Below are 15,879 nucleotides of genomic sequence, written 5' to 3'. Positions count from 1 at the left end.
TGCGTGGTGCGCGGTGCGTGGTGCCACGGCGGCCGGGGCCGGCCGGATCAGCAGATCCGGCCGGCCCCGGCCCCTTGGCTTGCGTTCGTCGGGATCAGCTGCTGAAGACGCCGACCTCGTGGAGCGAGTACCCCCACTTGGTGCCGCGCTGGAGGCCCTGGATGCGGACGTAGCGGGCCGGCACACCGGAGAAGCGCGCCGTGTCCAGGCCGCCGTCACTCGCGGTCGTGGACCAGACGGTCTGCCAGTTCGTGTCGTCCGTGGAGACCTCGATGCGGTACGCCTTCCCGTACGCGGCCTCCCAGTCGAGGGTGACGCGTCCCACCCGGTTCGCGGACCCGAGGTCGATGCGCAGCCACTGGTTGTCGTTCCACTCGCTCGCCCAGCGGGTGCCCGAGTCGCCGTCCACGGCGCGGCCCGGGGCGTAGCTCACGAAGGGGTTCCACCACTCCGCGCTCGACGCCGAGGCCGGGGAGCCCGTGGCGAGGTTCACCCCGGACTTGTGCTTCTCGGAGTTCCCCCAGGTGGTCAGGTAGGACTCGGCGCCCTTGAACAGGTCGTCCACCACGCCCTGGCCGCCGACGAGGCGGATGTCCTCGATCCAGTCCGGGACCAGGCCGTAGTGCGAGGCGCCGTCGGTGTTGAGGTCCCACGTGCGCGAGCCGGTGGTCTGCCGGTCGATGACGGAGCCGCCGTCGGTGCTGCGGAACGGGTAGCGCACCGGGTTGGGGGTGCCGGCCCCGCGCGGTCCGGGCCAGCCGCCGACGCCGTTCATGTCGGTGCCGTACCCGTAGCCGACGTTGTACTTGTCGCGCAGCGCGTCCGTCCGCTTGGCCTCGGCGCTGAATCCCTCGGCGCCGCTCATGTACGAGGCGATGAAGCCGCCGAGCTTGTAGACCCGCTCGGTCCAGTCCATGTCCATCCAGCTGTGCGAGGAGATCACACCCGGGTACGACTCGGACTCCATGATGTCGAAGGACCGGCCCGCGGCCTTCACGCTCATGTGGTCGACCTCGAGCATCATCTTGCGCTTCATCATGCCGCGCACCGCGTACTCGCCGAGTTCCGTGAGTCCGCGCGTGTTGCACTGGGCGTCGGCGGCGTAGGACGGGATCGCCACCCCTTCGGGGAGCTTGCTCTGCACCGCGGGCGCGGCTGCCGCCAGGCCGATGGGGTTGTCGTGCTGGGGGCCGGTGCACTTCTCCGTCTTCCAGAAGGTTCCGGTCGACAGGAACTGGCCCGCGTTGATGGCCGTACCGAGGGCTCCCTCGTCGAAGCGGACCCCGCACAGGGCGTTGTCGAACTTGTGGCACAGGAACATGCTGCGCACCCCGAGCCGGTACAGCTCGTCCAGGCCGCGGTCGATGTCCGCCTTGCTGCACTGCGCGATGTCCAGGATCTGCTTGCAGCCGAAGGGCTCGGAGGTCTCCACCCCGAGGACCACGGCGAGCTTGCCCTGCTGGACGACGTCGCGGGCCTGCGCGGAGTCGGTGACGATCCGGAACCAGCCCTTGCCCGGGCCGCCGTACATCTTGTCGATGTACGCCTGCATGTCGTAGGTCTTCTGCGCTTCGAGCCGGATGGCGGTCATCTCGTCGCAGCCGCGGTCCTTGAAGAAGTAGACCGAGCAGATGACGCCGTTGGTGACGAGGTCGTTCACGAGCACGCGCTGGCCGCCGCGCCAGGCCCGCTCGACCCAGGCGTAGTAGTTCTGCTGGTGGGTCAGCGAGTCGTGGGCGGGCCAGTCCTTGAAGGTCGGCCAGCCGTTCGGGTCGTGCTTGCCGTCACCGCCCTTGGTGATGAAGTCGAAGATCGCGAGCGTGCCGTCGGGGTAGTGCTCGGGGCAGTCCTTGAGCGCGTCGGCGATCCCCGCCTCGGAGAACGGCTTGCCGCAGATCAGGCGGCCGCCGAAGCCCTCGTTGGACATCAGGTGGTCGTGCGCGTCGACGAAGCCCCGCACCCGTCCCTGGGAGTCGGTCCCCTTGAAGGGTTCGCCCGTGACGTTGATGTCGGAGTCGGGTGCGGGCCGCGCGACCGGGTTCCACCAGCCGGGGTCGGCGGCGGAAGCGGGTACGGGGCCGAGCACCATGGCCACCACGGCGAGGAGCAATGACAGGACCGCCAGGGGCCTACGCCTGTGGTGCGTGTGTCGGGAAATGGTCATCACTCACGTCTTAAGGTCAGCCGGAAGGCGCGGTCGGGGAGCCGGATCCGTTCGGGGGCACGACGCGCCACGGCCACAGGCGTGACTTGTCATGGACCCCACAAACAGTGGGACGAGAATCGCGACTGCCATCGACAGAGTCAATAGTCCGGGACAGCTGACCTGATGATTCATCAGGTGGACCGTTTCTTCACAAGGTCCACGCACCCGGGCGGGCGGGCGGTCCGCCCGCCCGCCCGGGGCGGCGATGCCGGGGCGTCAGCGCGCGCCGTGCTCCAGCAGGTCCATCTCGGCCGGGGCGGTCCCGAATCCGCGTGCCGTGGCTGCCGTGGCCTTCGGGGCCGGCTTCCCGCAGAAGGCAGCTTCGAGGGTTCCGCCGAGGGCCGTGTTCGCCTCCCCCTTGTTCGAGGTGTTCGCCATCGCGGAGAGGGAGCGGCGCCCGTCGCGGGTGGAGAAGGCGTAGGTGTAGAAGCCCTGCACGGTGCCCGTGTGACCGTAGACCGAGGTGCCGCACGACAGGTCGTAGCGGCGCAGGCCGAGCCCGTAGAACCGGGTGTTCGTGGTGTCGGTCGGCGTCACGGTGACCATGGCGTCCAGCATCCGGGCGGACAGCAGCCGCCCGCCGAGCAGCGCGGACGTGAAGGTGTTCAGATCGGCGGGGCTGGAGATCACCGCTCCGGCGGACTGGGCCCACGACACCGTCTGCTCGGTGGAGTCGACCAGTGGCGCGCCCGCCTCGTCGGGGTGGAGGTAACCGCGCGTGTGCAGTCCCTTGATCTGCGTGCTGGGGTGCACGTAAGAGGTGTTGCGCAGCTTCAGCTTCTTGAAGATGCGCTGCTCGTACTCCTTGGCCACACCGTTGCCGGTGGCCTTCTCGATGAGCATGCCGACGACGACGAAGTTGGTGTTCGAGTACTTGTACGCCACGCCGGGCTCGGTCGTCCGGGGCTCGCGGAGCGAGAGGTCCACCAGCTCCTGGTAGCTGAAGACCTTGTTGCGCACGGCCTCGAAGCCCGGCACCGTGTGCTCGAACATGGCGTTGGTGTAGTCCGCCAGCCCGCTGCGGTGGCTCAGCAGATGACGCACCGTGATCCGGTTGTCGGGCAGCAGTCCGGGCAGGTACTGGTTGACGGACGTGTCCAGATCGATCTTGCCCTCGTCCACCAGCTGCAGCAGGACGACGGAGGAGAAGGTCTTGCTGACGCTCCCGATCCGGAATCGGGCCTGCGGGTCCATCGCCGAGCCCGTGGCCCTGTCGCGCACCCCCTCGGTCCGGACGCTGACCCCGCCGGGTCCGCTGAAACGGGCCAGGGCGCCCGGCGCGCCCGCCGAGGTCGTGTTCCGCAACGCCTGGGTCAGCCCTTCGAGATCGGGGGTGGTCGGGGCGGTGGCGGCGTGCGCGGCGGTCGCCGGAGCCACGGCGGCCATCACCGCCAGCAGGGCGGCGCTCAGGGCAAGACGACGGTTCATGGGCAGGGGCACGATGCTCCTCCGGTGGGGGGTGGTGCAGGTAGGACGTCACGAGCCTACGCAAGATCATCGGGCCGATCGGCTGTCGGAATGAGCGGGAACGCGCCAATTACGAACGACAGTTCGGCCACGCGGAGGAGCTGCCGCGGCGCACTTCCCGATCCCGTCGGCGGCGCGGCGCGGCGCGACGGGTGCCCGGGTGCGGCGCACCCAGGCACCCGCTCGCAGGCGCGCCTTAGCCTGGGGTCGTGACCAGCAGCGATCTCGGAGACTTCCTGCGCGCCCGGCGCGCGCGCCTGCGGCCGGACGACGTGGGACTCGCCTCCTACGGACGGCGCCGCGTGGCAGGGCTGCGCCGAGAGGAGGTCGCCGTCCTGGCCGGAATGAACAGCGACTACTACGCCCGCCTGGAACAGGGGCGCGAGCGCGGCCCCTCCCCGCAGATCCTCGACGCGATCAGCGGGGCCCTGCGCCTGGACGAAGCGGCCCGGGAACACCTCTTCCGGCTGGCGGGCACCGCACCGGACGGCGCCCGGCCGCGGCCGCGGGAGTCGGTCGGAGCCCCCCTGCGCCACCTGCTGGACGGGTACACGGGCACCCCGGCGTTCGTCCTGAATCCCGCCACCGACGTCCTGGCGGCCAACGCGATGGCCGAGGCGCTCTTCTCCCCGTTCGCGCAGCGGGACAACCTCGCGCGCATGACCTTCCTCGACCCCGCGGCCCGGCCGTTCTTCGTGCGCTGGGACCGCGCGGCCGAGGCGGTGGTGGCCGGCCTGCGCCACGCGGCCGGACTCGATCCGCACTATCCGAGGCTGAGGGCACTGATCCGTGAACTCGGGCGGGCCGACGCCGAGTTCACGGCGCTCTGGGCCGCTCACACCGTCCGCGGCAAGACCCATGACACCAAGGAACTCGACCACCCCGACGTCGGACCGCTCACCCTCGGCTTCCAGTCCTTCGCCGTGCTCGGGGCGCCGGGCCAGCAGCTGGTGGTCTACCACGCCGAACCGGGAAGCCCGAGCGCCCGGAGCCTCGCCCTGCTCGGCAGCCTGCGGGCCACCCGCCGGGCCTCATGACCGCCGGACCTCAGGACCGCCCGGCGGCGGCCGGGCAATCCGCCGAGCCGAGCACATGCGTACGGGAGGCCTGCACCTCTTCGCGCAGCGCGGGCAGGTCCACGTCCAGGACCTGACCGTTCCACTTGCGGGGCGTGCCGGCCACGAGGACGGCGCTGATGTTGCGGGCGTCCGAGCCGAGGACGACCGTCCCGATCGGGTCGTTGAGGGGCATGTTGTTGAGGTCCTCGGCGCGGATGACCAGCAGGTCGGCCTTCTTCCCCGGCGTGAGGGAGCCGGTCACCGCGTCCAGGCCGTTGGTACGGGCGCCCTGGAGGGTGGCGAAGTCCAGGACGTCGCGGGTGGTGATGCGCACCGGCTGCCGGTCGGTGCCATGGGCGGCGTTCACCGCGCGCATCCGCTGGACCGTGTGCAGGGCCCGCATCTGCGTGAACATGTCTCCGGCCAGGGCGACTTCGACGTCGATGCTCAGCCCCGGGCGGATGCCGGCGGCCAGGGCCTCGTCGACGGCCGGTACCGCCGTCTCCAGTCCGATCTGAGCGTCCGAGGTGGGGGCCAGGGCGATGGTGGTGCCGCTCTCCCCGATCTCCTTCCAGGCCCGCGGCGTCAGACCGGTGGCGTGGATGAGGGTCAGGCCGGGGCCGAGCAGGCCGTCCGCGGCCCACCGCAGCACCGCGCGGGAGGACGGGGTGCCGAAGACCGCGTCCACGCTCACCCCGACGTCCAGATCACGGGCCACCCGTGCGAGTCCGGGGCCGTACGCGAGAGCGGGACCGGCGATCTCCTCGGTGGCCAGCGCGGCCACGCGCAGGGTCAGCAGCTGGTCGTCGCTGCTGAACCAGCGCCGCCTGAGCCGGGCCAGGTCGCCGGGCCACTGCCGGTCCCACTCCCCGAAGTGCGGCCCCATGGAGGCGTGGACGCCGCGGATACCGGTGTCCAGCAGCGCCTGGACGGCGGCGTCCGAATGCTCGGGAGTGCGCGCGTTGTGCGAGAAGTCCAGCATGCAGGTGATGCCGCTGTCGAGGGCGGACAGGGCGGCCAGGCGGGTCCCGACGTACATGTCCTGCGGCCGGTAGACCGGCGCGTAGCCGGCCAGTGTGGCCGAGACGTAGCCGCCGAGATCGTCCACGTCCGGCATGATCCTGCGCAGCTGGGTCTGCCAGGCGTGCCGGTGGGTGTCGACGAAGCCGGGCGTCAGGATCGTGTCCGTGGCGTCGACGACCACGGCGCCGTCCCGGTTCAGACCGGGCCCGACCGCCGCGATCGTATCGCCGACGACGAGCAGGTCCGCGGAGTGGAGGACGCCGAGGTCCGGGTCCATCGTGACGATCGTGGCGCCGGTGAACAGGACGCGCCGTCCCGGATCGGCGGACCGGAGGCGGAGCCGATCGAGGACGGCGGCACTGGTGGTGTCGTTGCGGGGCATACGGAGGTCCTGCCGTGAGGGGGTGCGGACCCTCAGCCTCGGCCCGCGGCGGGGCGGCAGCCAGGCCGCCGTCTGCCCGGGTGCGCCGCACCCATGCTCACGCGGCGGCGGCCCGCGCCGCCCACGTGGTGAGGGCGCCCTCGCGCCCGGCGCACAGCAGGGCAGCCTCGCCCGGGCCATGCGCACGGCACTGCTCGCCCGCCGCGACGGCGCTCGCGTCTACGCGGGCACGCACGCGACCGGGCCCCACACCCTCGGCTTCGCCGAAGCGGTCGTCGGGGTGCTGCGCGCGGCCGGTTTCGGCGAGGAGGACGCGGCGCGCGCGCTCATGGTGGTGGCCCACTTCACCATCGGCCACACGCTGGAGGAGCAGGCCGCGTCGCGCCCGCCGGAGGGGGAGGGGGCGGCGGATCCCGAAAGCCTGCGCCTGGCGGCCGAGCCCGGGCGGTATCCGCAGCTCGCCGCCGTGGTGTCCACGCTCACCAGCGGTGACTTCGCGGCGCACTTCGACTTCGGACTGTCCCTGATCCTGCAGGGGCTGCGCGCCCTGGACCGGGCGCCGACCTGCGGCGACGGCCCTGAAATACAATGTCGGGGTGATTGAGAACCAGCTGCCTCCCTGCCCCGAGTGCGCGGGCGCGTACGCCTACGAGATGGGGGCGCTCCTGGTCTGCCCCGAGTGCGGGCACGAATGGCCGCTCGCCCAGGGTGACTCCGGCGGTGTCCCCGAGGAGCGGGTGATCAAGGACGCGGTCGGCAATGTGCTGGCCGACGGCGACACCGTGACGGTGGTCAAGGGCCTGAAGGTCAAGGGCAGCCCGTCCGGCATCAAGGCGGGCACCAAAGTGCGCAACATCCGCCTGGTGGACGGCGTCGACGGCCATGACATCGACTGCAGGATCGAGGGGTTCGGCCCAATGCAGCTGAAGTCCGCCGTGGTCAGGAAGGTCTGACCCGGTCCGACAGCACGAAGGCGCCTGCTGGGCACGGTCCCGGGCAGGCGCCTTCGTCGTTCTTCCCCGCAGGCGGAGCCGATCCGGCGGGCGGCCCATGAGCCGGCGCGCTCATGGGACGACGGGATCGCCGGAAGTCTCCCCGGCGGGGGCGGGCCGGTCAGCGCGCGGCGTACATGCGGAGGGGGACGGCCGTCGCGGTCGCGATGGCCGCGGTGGCGGCGAAGATCACCTCGCCGTTCTGGCGGGCGACCACGCGTACGGGATGGCGGTCCGGCGCGGTCGCCTCGTCGGTGTTCGGGAGCGTCTCGATCCAGCAGGCCGAGGTCAGCTCCGCGTAGCGGAAGAAACGAATCTCCATATCGGTCAGGACCCCCCGCCGGGGGAAGGCGGAACGGTACGCGGCCTGGCGCACGGCCTCCAGGAGCAGCATGCCCGGGGCGTGGTCGACGGGGTGGTCGAAGAGGATCGGGTGGTTGACATCGGCCCGGAGCTGGGCGCGCCGCGTGGAGCTGGTGGGGGACAGGACCACGTCGTGGAAGCGGTCGCGGCCCACGCGGCGGGGAGTCAGCGGTGGCGGCAGCGGGATCGTGCGGGCGGCGACCTCGTCGAGGTTCCCGTTCGAGCCGCGCAGGCGCTGGTAGACGGCCTCGGGCTGGTTGGTGAATCCCGCCTCGGCGGTGCCGAGGAACTCTCCGTCGCGGGTCGCGGTCACGTGCATGGTGAGACCGGCGAGTCTGCGGCCGCGGCGCGAGATGTCCGAGCAGCGGATGTGCAGGGAGATGTCGGCCGGGGTCGAACCGACCGCGAGGGCATCGGCGTTCGTCGAGTAGCTGAACGTGTCCCAGATCTGGCGGTGGCCGAAGGGGACGTCGTACGCGACGTGGCTGAGGAGCGGTATGGCCTGGCGGACCGATTCGGCCAGGAGGAGGGGGTCGTGGTGACCGCCGTCCGGAGTGTAGAAGCTGTGGGCGCGGGGCCACTGGGCGGTGACGACGTACTCGTCCGGGGCGACGGTGCGCCATCCGGTGAGCAGGACTTCCGAGTGTGCGCTCTTGTGTACGTACTCCCGCGGTAAGGCGCTGCTGAGCGCGGCGACGGGTGCGGCGGAGTGATCAATGGACACAGTCATGGTTGAGCCCCCCCTGGAACGTCGGACATGAGCTGGTGCTTGTTCGGCGCAGGTCCTAAAATAAAGGATGTTCGTTTTTTTTGTCGAGATTAGTTAGGTGCCCATGTCAGAACGAAAGCAGCAACGCGCCCCCCAACTCAGGGCAGTTCAGACCAAAGCGGCCATCCTGCGCGCAGCGGCCGAGGTCTTCGACGAGTTCGGCTTCAGCGGAGCCAGCATCAGCAAGATCATGAAGCGGGCGGACGTCACACAGGGCGGGATGTACTTCCACTTCAGCTCGAAGGAGGAGCTTGCCTACGCCGTCATGGTCGGCCAGGGCGACGGCCTGGAGTTCCCCGCCGGGGAGGACGGCCTGCAGCACCTGGTGGACATCACGCTGTACCTCGCCGAGCAGCTCCGGCACAATCCGGTGCTCCGCGCCGGAGTCCGACTCGCCGTCGAACAGGGCGAGTTCGGCCTGCGCGACGATGTCGCCTACCAGGCCTGGGTGCTGGAGTTCCGCCAGCAACTGCGCTTCGCCCGGGCCAAGGGCGAACTCCAGCCGGACGTCGACGACCACGAACTGGCCTGGGTGCTGGTCAGCTCCTTCACCGGGGCACAGCTGTTCTCCCAGGCGTCCACCGGCCGGGCCGACCTGCCGCAGCGGATCGCCTCCCTGTGGCGCTACCTGCTGCCCGCGGTGGCCGCCGACGACATCCGGGGCGGGCTGCGCCTGACGCTGCCGCCGAGCGAGCCCGAGCCTGAGCCGAAGCCGAAGCCGAAGCCGGAGCCGAAGTCGGAGCCGAAGTCGGAGCCGAAGCCGGAGGCGGAGGCGCAGTCGGCACCGAGGTCGAAGCCGGCATCGGGGAAGCGGGCGTGACCACTCCTCGGATCGTCGTCACCGGCGCGACGGGCTTCGTGGGGTCGGCGGTACTGCGCCGACTGGCCGGGGCGGCCCGGCAGGCCGAGGTGCGTGCGGTGTCCCGTACGCAGGCGGCCGCGGCCTTGTCCGGAGCGCAGTGGGTGGGCGCGGACCTGACGGACGAACCGTCCCTGCGCGGGGTGTGTGACGGCGCGGACGTCCTGTTGTCCATGGCTTCCTACGTCGGACCGGACGCCGACCGGTGCACCGCGGTCAACTCCGCCGGAACCACGGCCCTGGTGGCCGAGGCCCGGCGGGCCGGAGTGGGGCGGATCATCCACCTGTCCACCTGCGCGGTCTACGGTCCGGGACCCCATCGGGGAATGAACACGCACGAGTTGACGCCGGCCCCGGTGTCGGTGGCCAGTGCCGGCCGACTGGCGGGGGAGGGGCCGGTGCTCGATGCGGGGGGACTGGTCCTGCGTGCGGGGCTCGTGCTGGGCAGGGGCGACCGGTGGGCCGTACCGGCCCTCGTCGACGCGTTCCGGCGGGTACCCGCGCGCTGGGGAGGAGGAGCGGGGCTCGCCTCCTTCGTCGATGTCGACGACCTGGCACGGCTCATCGTGGCGCTCGCCCTCGGTGGTGGCGCGGCAGCCGGTGCCACGGGTGTCCTGCACGCCCATCACCCCGAGCCGGTGCGCAACCGGGACCTCATGGACGTCCTCGCCGAACACCGTGTGCTGCCGACGCGGCCCGATGTCGACTGGTCGTGGCGCAGGTGCCTGGACACCTTGGCCGCGACCCCGGGGTGGGTGAGCGAGCGCCAGTTCACGCTGCTGGCCGGTGACCACTGGTACCGCGCCGACGAGGTCTGGGAACTCGCCGGGATCGCGCCGGGTCCCGGCCCGCTGAGCCGGATCGGCCCGGCGGCCGAGTGGTACCGGGAGAGGGGCGGGGCCGCCCCGGGGTGACGGCGATCTGCCAAAGCCTCGGCGGGATAAAGCGTGGGCGGGCTGTGCCGAGCAGGGAGGCGGGTAGCGTCCGAAGCACAGCCGGTCACCCCTGAAGGAGTGGAAATGTCCGATCTTTCGAACATCGTCAAGGCGTATGACGTGCGTGGCGTCGTGCCGGACGAGTGGGACGAGTCCCTGGCCGAGCTGTTCGGTGCCGCGTTCGTGGAGGTCGTGGGCGCTGCGGCGATCGTGATCGGTCATGACATGCGTCCGTCGTCGCCGGGTCTGTCGGGGGCGTTCGCGCGGGGTGCGGCGGCGCGTGGGGTGGATGTGACGCTGATCGGTCTGTGTTCGACGGACCAGCTGTACTACGCGTCGGGTTCGCTGGGTCTGCCGGGTGCGATGTTCACGGCCTCGCACAATCCGGCGCAGTACAACGGGATCAAGCTGTGCCGTGCGGGTGCGGCTCCGGTGGGTCAGGACACGGGTCTGTCGCAGATCCGGGCGCTGGTGGAGAAGTGGTCGGACGAGGGCGCCCCCGCGGTCCCCGAGGGCACCGTCCCCGGGACGGTGACGGAGCTGGACTCGCTTCCCGGTTATGCCGCGCACCTCAAGGGTCTGGTGGACCTGGGGTCGATCCGGCCGCTGAAGGTGGTCGTGGACGCGGGCAACGGGATGGGCGGTCACACGGTCCCGACGGTGTTCGAGGGTCTGCCGCTGGATGTGGTGCCGATGTACTTCGAGCTGGACGGGACGTTCCCGAACCACGAGGCGAACCCGCTGGATCCGAAGAACATCGTGGACCTCCAGGCCCGTGTCCTGGCGGAGGGTGCGGATCTGGGCATCGCGTTCGACGGTGACGCGGACCGCTGCTTCATCGTGGACGAGCGGGGTGTCGGGGTGTCGCCGTCGGCGATCACCGCCCTGGTCGCGGCGCGTGAGCTGGCCCGCAACGGCGGGTCGGGCACCGTGATCCACAACCTGATCACCTCGTGGTCGGTGCCGGAGGTCGTGCGGGAGAACGGCGGCACGCCGGTCCGCACGCGGGTGGGTCATTCCTTCATCAAGGAGGAGATGGCGAAGACGGGTGCGATCTTCGGTGGTGAGCACTCGGCGCACTACTACTTCAAGGATTTCTGGAACGCGGACACGGGCATGCTGGCGGCGCTGCACGTGCTGGCGGCGCTGGGCGGTCAGGAGGGTCCGCTGTCGGGGCTGGTGGCTTCCTACGACCGTTACGCGGGTTCGGGGGAGATCAACTCCACGGTGGGTGATCAGGCGGCGCGGCTGGCGGCGGTGAAGGAGGCCTTCGGTGACGTCGAGGGTGTCACGTTGGACGAGCTGGACGGTCTGACGGTGACGGCGGCCGACTGGTGGTTCAACGTGCGTGCGTCGAACACCGAGCCGTTGCTGCGGCTGAACGTGGAGGCCCGTGACGAGGCCACCCTGGCCAAGGTCCGCGACGAGGCCCTGGCCCTCATCCGCGCCTGACCCCGATCCAGGCCGGGCTCCGCCCACTCCAGCCCCGCCGGCGTTCGAGCAGGGGGCACCTCCCAGCGGTAGCTGGGGGAGGGCCGGGGCGGAGCCCGGAGCCCCACCCGCTCAGGCGGACCGCCGCCCGGGCTCCGCTTGCTCCCGCACCGCGACCGCGTACGCGTACGCCGCCGACATCAGCGTCATGTGGTGGTGCCAGCCGGGGAAGGACCGCCCCTCGAAGTCGAGGAGGCCGAAGTCGTCGGCCAGTGAGCCGAGCACCGCGCCGGACCGGGCCGCCTCCCGCACCAGGTGCAGCAGGTCGTCCATCCGGTGGCGGTTCATATTGGTGAGCCAGACGGGGCCACCGCCCCGCCGGTCCGGCCGCCGTTCGCCGAACAGCCGGTAGATCCGCTGCGCCCCCGGCCCGCCCGATTCCCCCTCGGGCACCCGGACCAGCGCCGAGTGGATGCGCTGCTGCTGCGGACGGCCGCCGGGGCCGGCGAGAGGCGCGGTGTACGGGTGGCTGGTGTTGCCCAGCCGGGCGAATTCGCCCGCGGTCGTCCCGCCGCGCCCCCGCGTGCGCGCGTGGCCGACGCCCGGCGCCAGGGCGGCGGCACGGACCGTCAGGGCAGGCGGTACGGACACCAGGAAGTCGTGTCCGCGGCGGCCGAGCACGCCGATCAGCGCGGCGGCATTGCCGAGGCGGCTCAGATCGGCGACCACCGGCGGATGCGCCGACGAGGTGCGGGCGGCGATCGAGTCGACGAGCTCCAGTACGAGGGCCTCCGGGGTCTGATGGACGGCCTCGGGGCAGATGCGTGCCCGGCGGCGCAGCACGGGATCCTGCACCCACGCCTCGGGAAGCGCCAGCCGCCAGTCGACGGGCACACTCATGCCGTCCAGGGACAGGAAGAGGCAGAAGCCCAGCTGGCAGTTGACGATGCGTCCGGCGACGGGGTCGAAGCGGCGGTGCACCCCGACCGAGTGCTCACCGCGCTTGGGGAAGCACACCTGCCCGATCGTCCAGGCCCGCACGGGGTGCCGTTCCTCCACCCATCGGAGCAGTTCCGTGCGGGCCGGACCCCAGTCCCAGGGGCTGGCGTTGATGAACTGCTGCAGCGACTGTGACGCGGTGGGCGACTCGGTGACGGAGGCCGCGAGCCGGCGTACGGACTTCTTCCCCGGGGTGGTGAGCAGACCCTGCAGGTAGACCCGGGCCCAGCGCCGCTGGTCGGCTCGCGGTAAGTGACCGAAGAGGCGTTCCGTGAAGTCGGCCAGGGCGGTGTCACCGGCAGTCAGGGCTCTGGTCCTCGTCCGTGCCGTCATCTGTCTCCCCCTCCACTGCGGACGTCGGCATGCGCCGTCGTTAGTGGTCATAGAATACAGAACGTTCGTTTTTTTTCTAGTGAACCCATGGCGCTCCGCCCACGACTTCGGCACGTTGGATCCGGAGGCCTGCGGCGCCCGTGCCGCAGCCGTGCCGTGCCGTCCCCCGGGGAGCCGGGGTACGGGCGCTTCTTCGTCAAGTCGGCGTTGTCGGCGCCGGGCGCCGGGGCGACGCTGGAGGCAGCCATCTCCGTGCGGGGCGCAATGGCGAGTGAGGAACGACCTGGATGGCAGTGATAGTGCAGTGGTGAAGCAAGAACGCGGCGTACGCACCCGTAATCATCTGATCTCGGTGGCCGCCGCTGAATTCGACCTCAATGGGTACGACGGGACCTCGCTCTCCCGGCTGAGCCGTTCCGCCGGAATTTCGATCGGAGCACTCACCTTTCACTTCGCGGCGAAGGGGGAATTGGCCTCCGCCGTCGAGGATTCGGGGCGCGCGGCCACCCGCAGGGTGGTCGAGGGGGTGACGGCCCGCGGCGGCCCGCCGCTGGACACCGTTTCCGCGCTCGTCCTCGCTCTCGGCAGGCTGATCGAGACGGACGCGGCCGTGCGCGCCGCGGCGCGGCTGACCCAGGAGCGGGTGGGCGCCGGACCCGACTGGTGCGGCTGCTGGCTCCCTGACGTCAAGGAACTGCTCGAACAGGCGGCCGCGCAGGGCCAGCTGGACCCCGAGGTCGATCCGCGCCCGGTCACCCTGCTGACGGCGCACCTCGTGGGCGGTGTCGTCACCCGGGTGCGCCGGGGCGGCCGGGTCGAGCGCCCCGGCGCGGTGACCGGTGAGCTCGGGGAGCTGTGGCGGCTCGTCCGTCGGGGCATTGCGGCTCCGGCGGACCCGGAAATGCCCAAGTAGAAGAAGAAGCAGGGTAATTCAAGCCAGCGGGGCGCGGTTCGCCCTAGCCTCGGTGGCATGAATTCCACACCTCACCGGATAACCAAAGCGGTGATCCCCGCCGCGGGACTCGGCACCCGATTCCTCCCGCTGACCAAGGCCACCCCGAAGGAAATGCTTCCGGTGGTCGACAAGCCGGCCATCCAGTACGTGGTGGAAGAGGCCGTCGCGGCGGGGATGTCCGACATCCTCATGGTCACCGGACGCAACAAGCGGCCGCTGGAGGACCACTTCGACCGCAACTACGAGCTGGAGGAGTCCCTCCAGCGCCGGGGTGATCAGGACAAACTCAGGAGCGTCTGCGCCTCCACCGAACTCGCCGACATCCACTACGTGCGCCAGCGGGACCCCAAGGGCCTCGGGCACGCAGTCCTGTGCGCCGCGCCCCACGTCGGCCGGGAGCCCTTCGCCGTCCTCCTGGCCGACGACCTGATCGACCCCCGCGACCCGCTGCTCGCCCGTATGACCGAGGTGCGGGAGCGGCTCGGCGGCAGCGTCGTGGCCCTCATGGAAGTGGATCCGCAGGCGATCCACCTGTACGGATGTGCCGCGGTGGAGCGGTCGGCCGACGGTGACGGCGTACGCATCACCGAGCTGGTGGAGAAGCCGGAGCCCGGTACCGCGCCCAGCAACCTGGCCGTCATCGGCCGCTACCTCCTCGACCCCGAGATCTTCGAGGTCCTGCGGAACACCGCCCCGGGGCGCGGCGGGGAGATCCAGCTCACGGACGCGCTGCGCACGCTGGTCCGGGCCGGACGCCCCGTGCACGGCGTCGTCTTCTCCGGCCGGCGCTACGACACCGGGGACCGCGCCGAGTACCTGCGCGCGACGGTCAGGCTCGCCTGCGAGCGCGCCGACCTGGGACCCGAATTCCTCGCCTGGCTGCGGGAGTTCGTGCGGTCGGAAGAGCTCGTCGGGGTCTGAGCGGCCGCTCGGTGGGCGACCGGGGAACTTCCGCGGTCGCCCACCCCCACCAGGCATTCCCGCGCCAACTTGCCCAGATCTCAGTGGGGTTCGGCCTCCCGATGGGTTACCGAACGGTAATTACGTAATTTCTTCCCCGGGGCCGCCCCACCGAACGGAGCGGCGCCCGAAGCACCGAGTGCACGGAAGGAGGTGAACTTCATGGACAAGCCGAACCCGCGGCACGCGACGCAGACCCCCGGCGCCGCGGCCGAGGTACCGGTCGGCGCACTGCGCGCCGCGGATTCCCCCCGCACCGTCCAGGTGGACGAGAGCCATGCACAGGCCCTCGCCCAGTCCGGCCGGACCCTGCCGCCGCTGCTCGTGCACCGCCCCACCATGCGGATCATCGACGGCACGCACCGGTTGCGGGCCGCCGTACTGCGCGGGCAGGACACGGTGGGGGTGACGTACTTCGACGGCAGTGCCGAGGACGCGTTCGTGCTCTCGGTCGAGGCCAACACCAGTCACGGGCTCCCGCTGACCCACGCCGAGCGGACCGCCGCGGCGCTGCGGATCCTGCGGTCCCACCCCGACTGGTCCGACCGCGGTATCGCGCGGCGGGCCGGGCTGGCGGGCAAGACCGTCGGGGCGCTCCGCCGCCGCGCGGCTCCGGGGCCCGAACCGCCGGGCCGCGTCGGCCAGGACGGCCGCGTCCGGCCGGCCGACCCGGTCCGCGGCCGGGAGACCGCGGCCCGGCTGCTGGCCGGTCGGCCCACCGCGTCGCTGCGGCAGATCGCCCGTGAGGCGGGCATCGCACCCTCGACCGTGCGGGACGTGCGGCGCCGGATCGTGGCGGGCGCGGACCCCGTACCGGCCGCCCAGCGGCGCTCCGGCAACACCCCCGCCCCCGTACCGCCTCCGGTCCCCGCCCGGGTCCGGGGGCAGCCACTGCCCGTACTGGTCACCAGCCTGTGCAAGGACCCCCTGCTCAGGCTGAGCGATGCGGGCAGGCTCCTGCTCCGCATGCTCGACCTCCAGGTGAGCGGACTGCGCCAGTGGGAGCGGATCGTCGCCGCGATACCCCCGTACCGCGTGGAGACGGCGGCCGCCGCGGCGGCCCAGTGCGCACGGGACTGGCAGGAACTGTCCGAAGAGCTCCGGCGCCGGGCCTCGGCGCAAACCCCTGCCTGAGCCGGCTTCCCCG

14 protein-coding genes are annotated in these 15,879 nt (G+C 71.4%); 9 read left to right on the top strand and 5 right to left on the bottom strand.

The window, feature by feature from the left end:
• Positions 1-94 precede the first annotated feature (94 nt).
• Both ACXNSR_RS06735 and ACXNSR_RS06730 read right to left on the bottom strand, forming a co-directional pair.
• Complete coding sequence (locus ACXNSR_RS06735; RefSeq protein ID WP_458641239.1) at positions 95-2,164, bottom strand: galactose-binding domain-containing protein; 2,070 nt, start codon at positions 2,162-2,164, stop codon at positions 95-97.
• 258 nt (positions 2,165-2,422) lie between these two features.
• Positions 2,423-3,634, bottom strand: coding sequence for a serine hydrolase domain-containing protein (locus ACXNSR_RS06730; RefSeq protein ID WP_458641238.1), 1,212 nt, complete (start codon positions 3,632-3,634; stop codon positions 2,423-2,425).
• Positions 3,635-3,882: 248 nt separating this feature from the next.
• Here ACXNSR_RS06730 and ACXNSR_RS06725 point away from each other — a divergent pair, with 248 nt between their 5' ends.
• Positions 3,883-4,710, top strand: a complete 828-nt coding sequence (locus ACXNSR_RS06725) for a helix-turn-helix transcriptional regulator (protein ID WP_458641237.1) — start codon at positions 3,883-3,885, stop codon at positions 4,708-4,710.
• Between the two features lie 10 nt (positions 4,711-4,720).
• Here ACXNSR_RS06725 and ACXNSR_RS06720 read toward each other — a convergent pair whose 3' ends face one another.
• Positions 4,721-6,136, bottom strand: coding sequence for an amidohydrolase family protein (locus tag ACXNSR_RS06720; protein ID WP_458641236.1), 1,416 nt, complete (start codon positions 6,134-6,136; stop codon positions 4,721-4,723).
• Here ACXNSR_RS06720 and ACXNSR_RS06715 point away from each other — a divergent pair.
• Entirely contained in the window at positions 6,033-6,740 is a 708-nt protein-coding gene (locus ACXNSR_RS06715; protein WP_458641235.1) for a TetR/AcrR family transcriptional regulator C-terminal domain-containing protein, read from the top strand. The genes ACXNSR_RS06720 and ACXNSR_RS06715 overlap by 104 nt on opposite strands.
• Positions 6,733-7,089 (top strand): zinc ribbon domain-containing protein YjdM, encoded by a 357-nt coding sequence (locus ACXNSR_RS06710; RefSeq protein WP_458641234.1) that lies wholly within the window; start codon positions 6,733-6,735, stop codon positions 7,087-7,089. Before ACXNSR_RS06715 ends, ACXNSR_RS06710 begins: the two co-directional genes overlap by 8 nt.
• Positions 7,090-7,249: 160 nt before the next feature.
• On the opposite strand, the gene ACXNSR_RS06705 is transcribed toward ACXNSR_RS06710, so the two are convergent.
• Positions 7,250-8,221: a ScbA/BarX family gamma-butyrolactone biosynthesis protein gene (locus ACXNSR_RS06705; RefSeq protein WP_458641233.1), complete on the bottom strand. Its 972-nt coding sequence runs from the start codon at positions 8,219-8,221 to the stop codon at positions 7,250-7,252.
• A 103-nt stretch (positions 8,222-8,324) separates the two neighbouring features.
• Here ACXNSR_RS06705 and ACXNSR_RS06700 point away from each other — a divergent pair, with 103 nt between their 5' ends.
• The 3 genes from ACXNSR_RS06700 (at position 8,325) to ACXNSR_RS06690 (ending at position 11,506) form a co-directional block, all read left to right on the top strand.
• Positions 8,325-9,080, top strand: coding sequence for a ScbR family autoregulator-binding transcription factor (locus ACXNSR_RS06700; RefSeq protein WP_458641232.1), 756 nt, complete (start codon positions 8,325-8,327; stop codon positions 9,078-9,080).
• Positions 9,077-10,033, top strand: coding sequence for an NAD-dependent epimerase/dehydratase family protein (locus ACXNSR_RS06695; protein WP_458641231.1), 957 nt, complete (start codon positions 9,077-9,079; stop codon positions 10,031-10,033). The genes ACXNSR_RS06700 and ACXNSR_RS06695 overlap by 4 nt, the downstream gene beginning before the upstream one ends.
• Positions 10,034-10,138: 105 nt before the next feature.
• A complete protein-coding gene (locus ACXNSR_RS06690; protein WP_458641230.1) occupies positions 10,139-11,506 on the top strand; it encodes a phosphomannomutase/phosphoglucomutase in 1,368 nt (455 codons plus the stop codon).
• 111 nt (positions 11,507-11,617) lie between these two features.
• Here the strand turns inward: ACXNSR_RS06690 and ACXNSR_RS06685 are convergent, their stop codons facing one another.
• On the bottom strand, positions 11,618-12,817 hold the full coding sequence (locus ACXNSR_RS06685) for an IS701 family transposase (protein WP_458641229.1): 1,200 nt from the start codon (positions 12,815-12,817) through the stop codon (positions 11,618-11,620).
• A 307-nt stretch (positions 12,818-13,124) separates the two neighbouring features.
• Between ACXNSR_RS06685 and ACXNSR_RS06680 the strand changes: the two genes are divergently transcribed.
• The 3 genes from ACXNSR_RS06680 (at position 13,125) to ACXNSR_RS06670 (ending at position 15,866) form a co-directional block, all read left to right on the top strand.
• On the top strand, positions 13,125-13,730 hold the full coding sequence (locus ACXNSR_RS06680) for a TetR family transcriptional regulator (RefSeq protein ID WP_458641228.1): 606 nt from the start codon (positions 13,125-13,127) through the stop codon (positions 13,728-13,730).
• 57 nt (positions 13,731-13,787) lie between these two features.
• Positions 13,788-14,693 carry a UTP--glucose-1-phosphate uridylyltransferase GalU gene (gene galU, locus ACXNSR_RS06675; RefSeq protein ID WP_458641227.1) on the top strand — a complete coding sequence of 302 codons (906 nt, stop codon included), beginning with the start codon at positions 13,788-13,790 and terminating at the stop codon, positions 14,691-14,693.
• A 201-nt stretch (positions 14,694-14,894) separates the two neighbouring features.
• The gene (locus ACXNSR_RS06670; protein ID WP_458641226.1) at positions 14,895-15,866 is read left to right on the top strand and encodes a ParB/RepB/Spo0J family partition protein; all 972 of its coding nucleotides are present in this window, start codon (positions 14,895-14,897) and stop codon (positions 15,864-15,866) included.
• The last annotated feature ends 13 nt before the right edge of the window (positions 15,867-15,879 follow it).

This window comes from Streptomyces sp. NC-S4, from assembly GCF_054353315.1.
Note: the sequence above shows the minus strand (reverse complement) of the source record. Positions and strands in the feature narration are given on the sequence as shown.

Coding starts and splice junctions, on each gene's coding strand:
- ACXNSR_RS06735 (WP_458641239.1), bottom strand. CDS start 2,164: ATGACCATTTCCCGACACACGCACCACAGGCGTAGGCCCCTGGCGGTC.
- galU (WP_458641227.1), top strand. CDS start 13,788: ATGAATTCCACACCTCACCGGATAACCAAAGCGGTGATCCCCGCCGCG.
- ACXNSR_RS06690 (WP_458641230.1), top strand. CDS start 10,139: ATGTCCGATCTTTCGAACATCGTCAAGGCGTATGACGTGCGTGGCGTC.
- ACXNSR_RS06700 (WP_458641232.1), top strand. CDS start 8,325: ATGTCAGAACGAAAGCAGCAACGCGCCCCCCAACTCAGGGCAGTTCAG.
- ACXNSR_RS06670 (WP_458641226.1), top strand. CDS start 14,895: ATGGACAAGCCGAACCCGCGGCACGCGACGCAGACCCCCGGCGCCGCG.
- ACXNSR_RS06730 (WP_458641238.1), bottom strand. CDS start 3,634: ATGAACCGTCGTCTTGCCCTGAGCGCCGCCCTGCTGGCGGTGATGGCC.
- ACXNSR_RS06720 (WP_458641236.1), bottom strand. CDS start 6,136: ATGCCCCGCAACGACACCACCAGTGCCGCCGTCCTCGATCGGCTCCGC.
- ACXNSR_RS06705 (WP_458641233.1), bottom strand. CDS start 8,221: ATGACTGTGTCCATTGATCACTCCGCCGCACCCGTCGCCGCGCTCAGC.
- ACXNSR_RS06685 (WP_458641229.1), bottom strand. CDS start 12,817: ATGACGGCACGGACGAGGACCAGAGCCCTGACTGCCGGTGACACCGCC.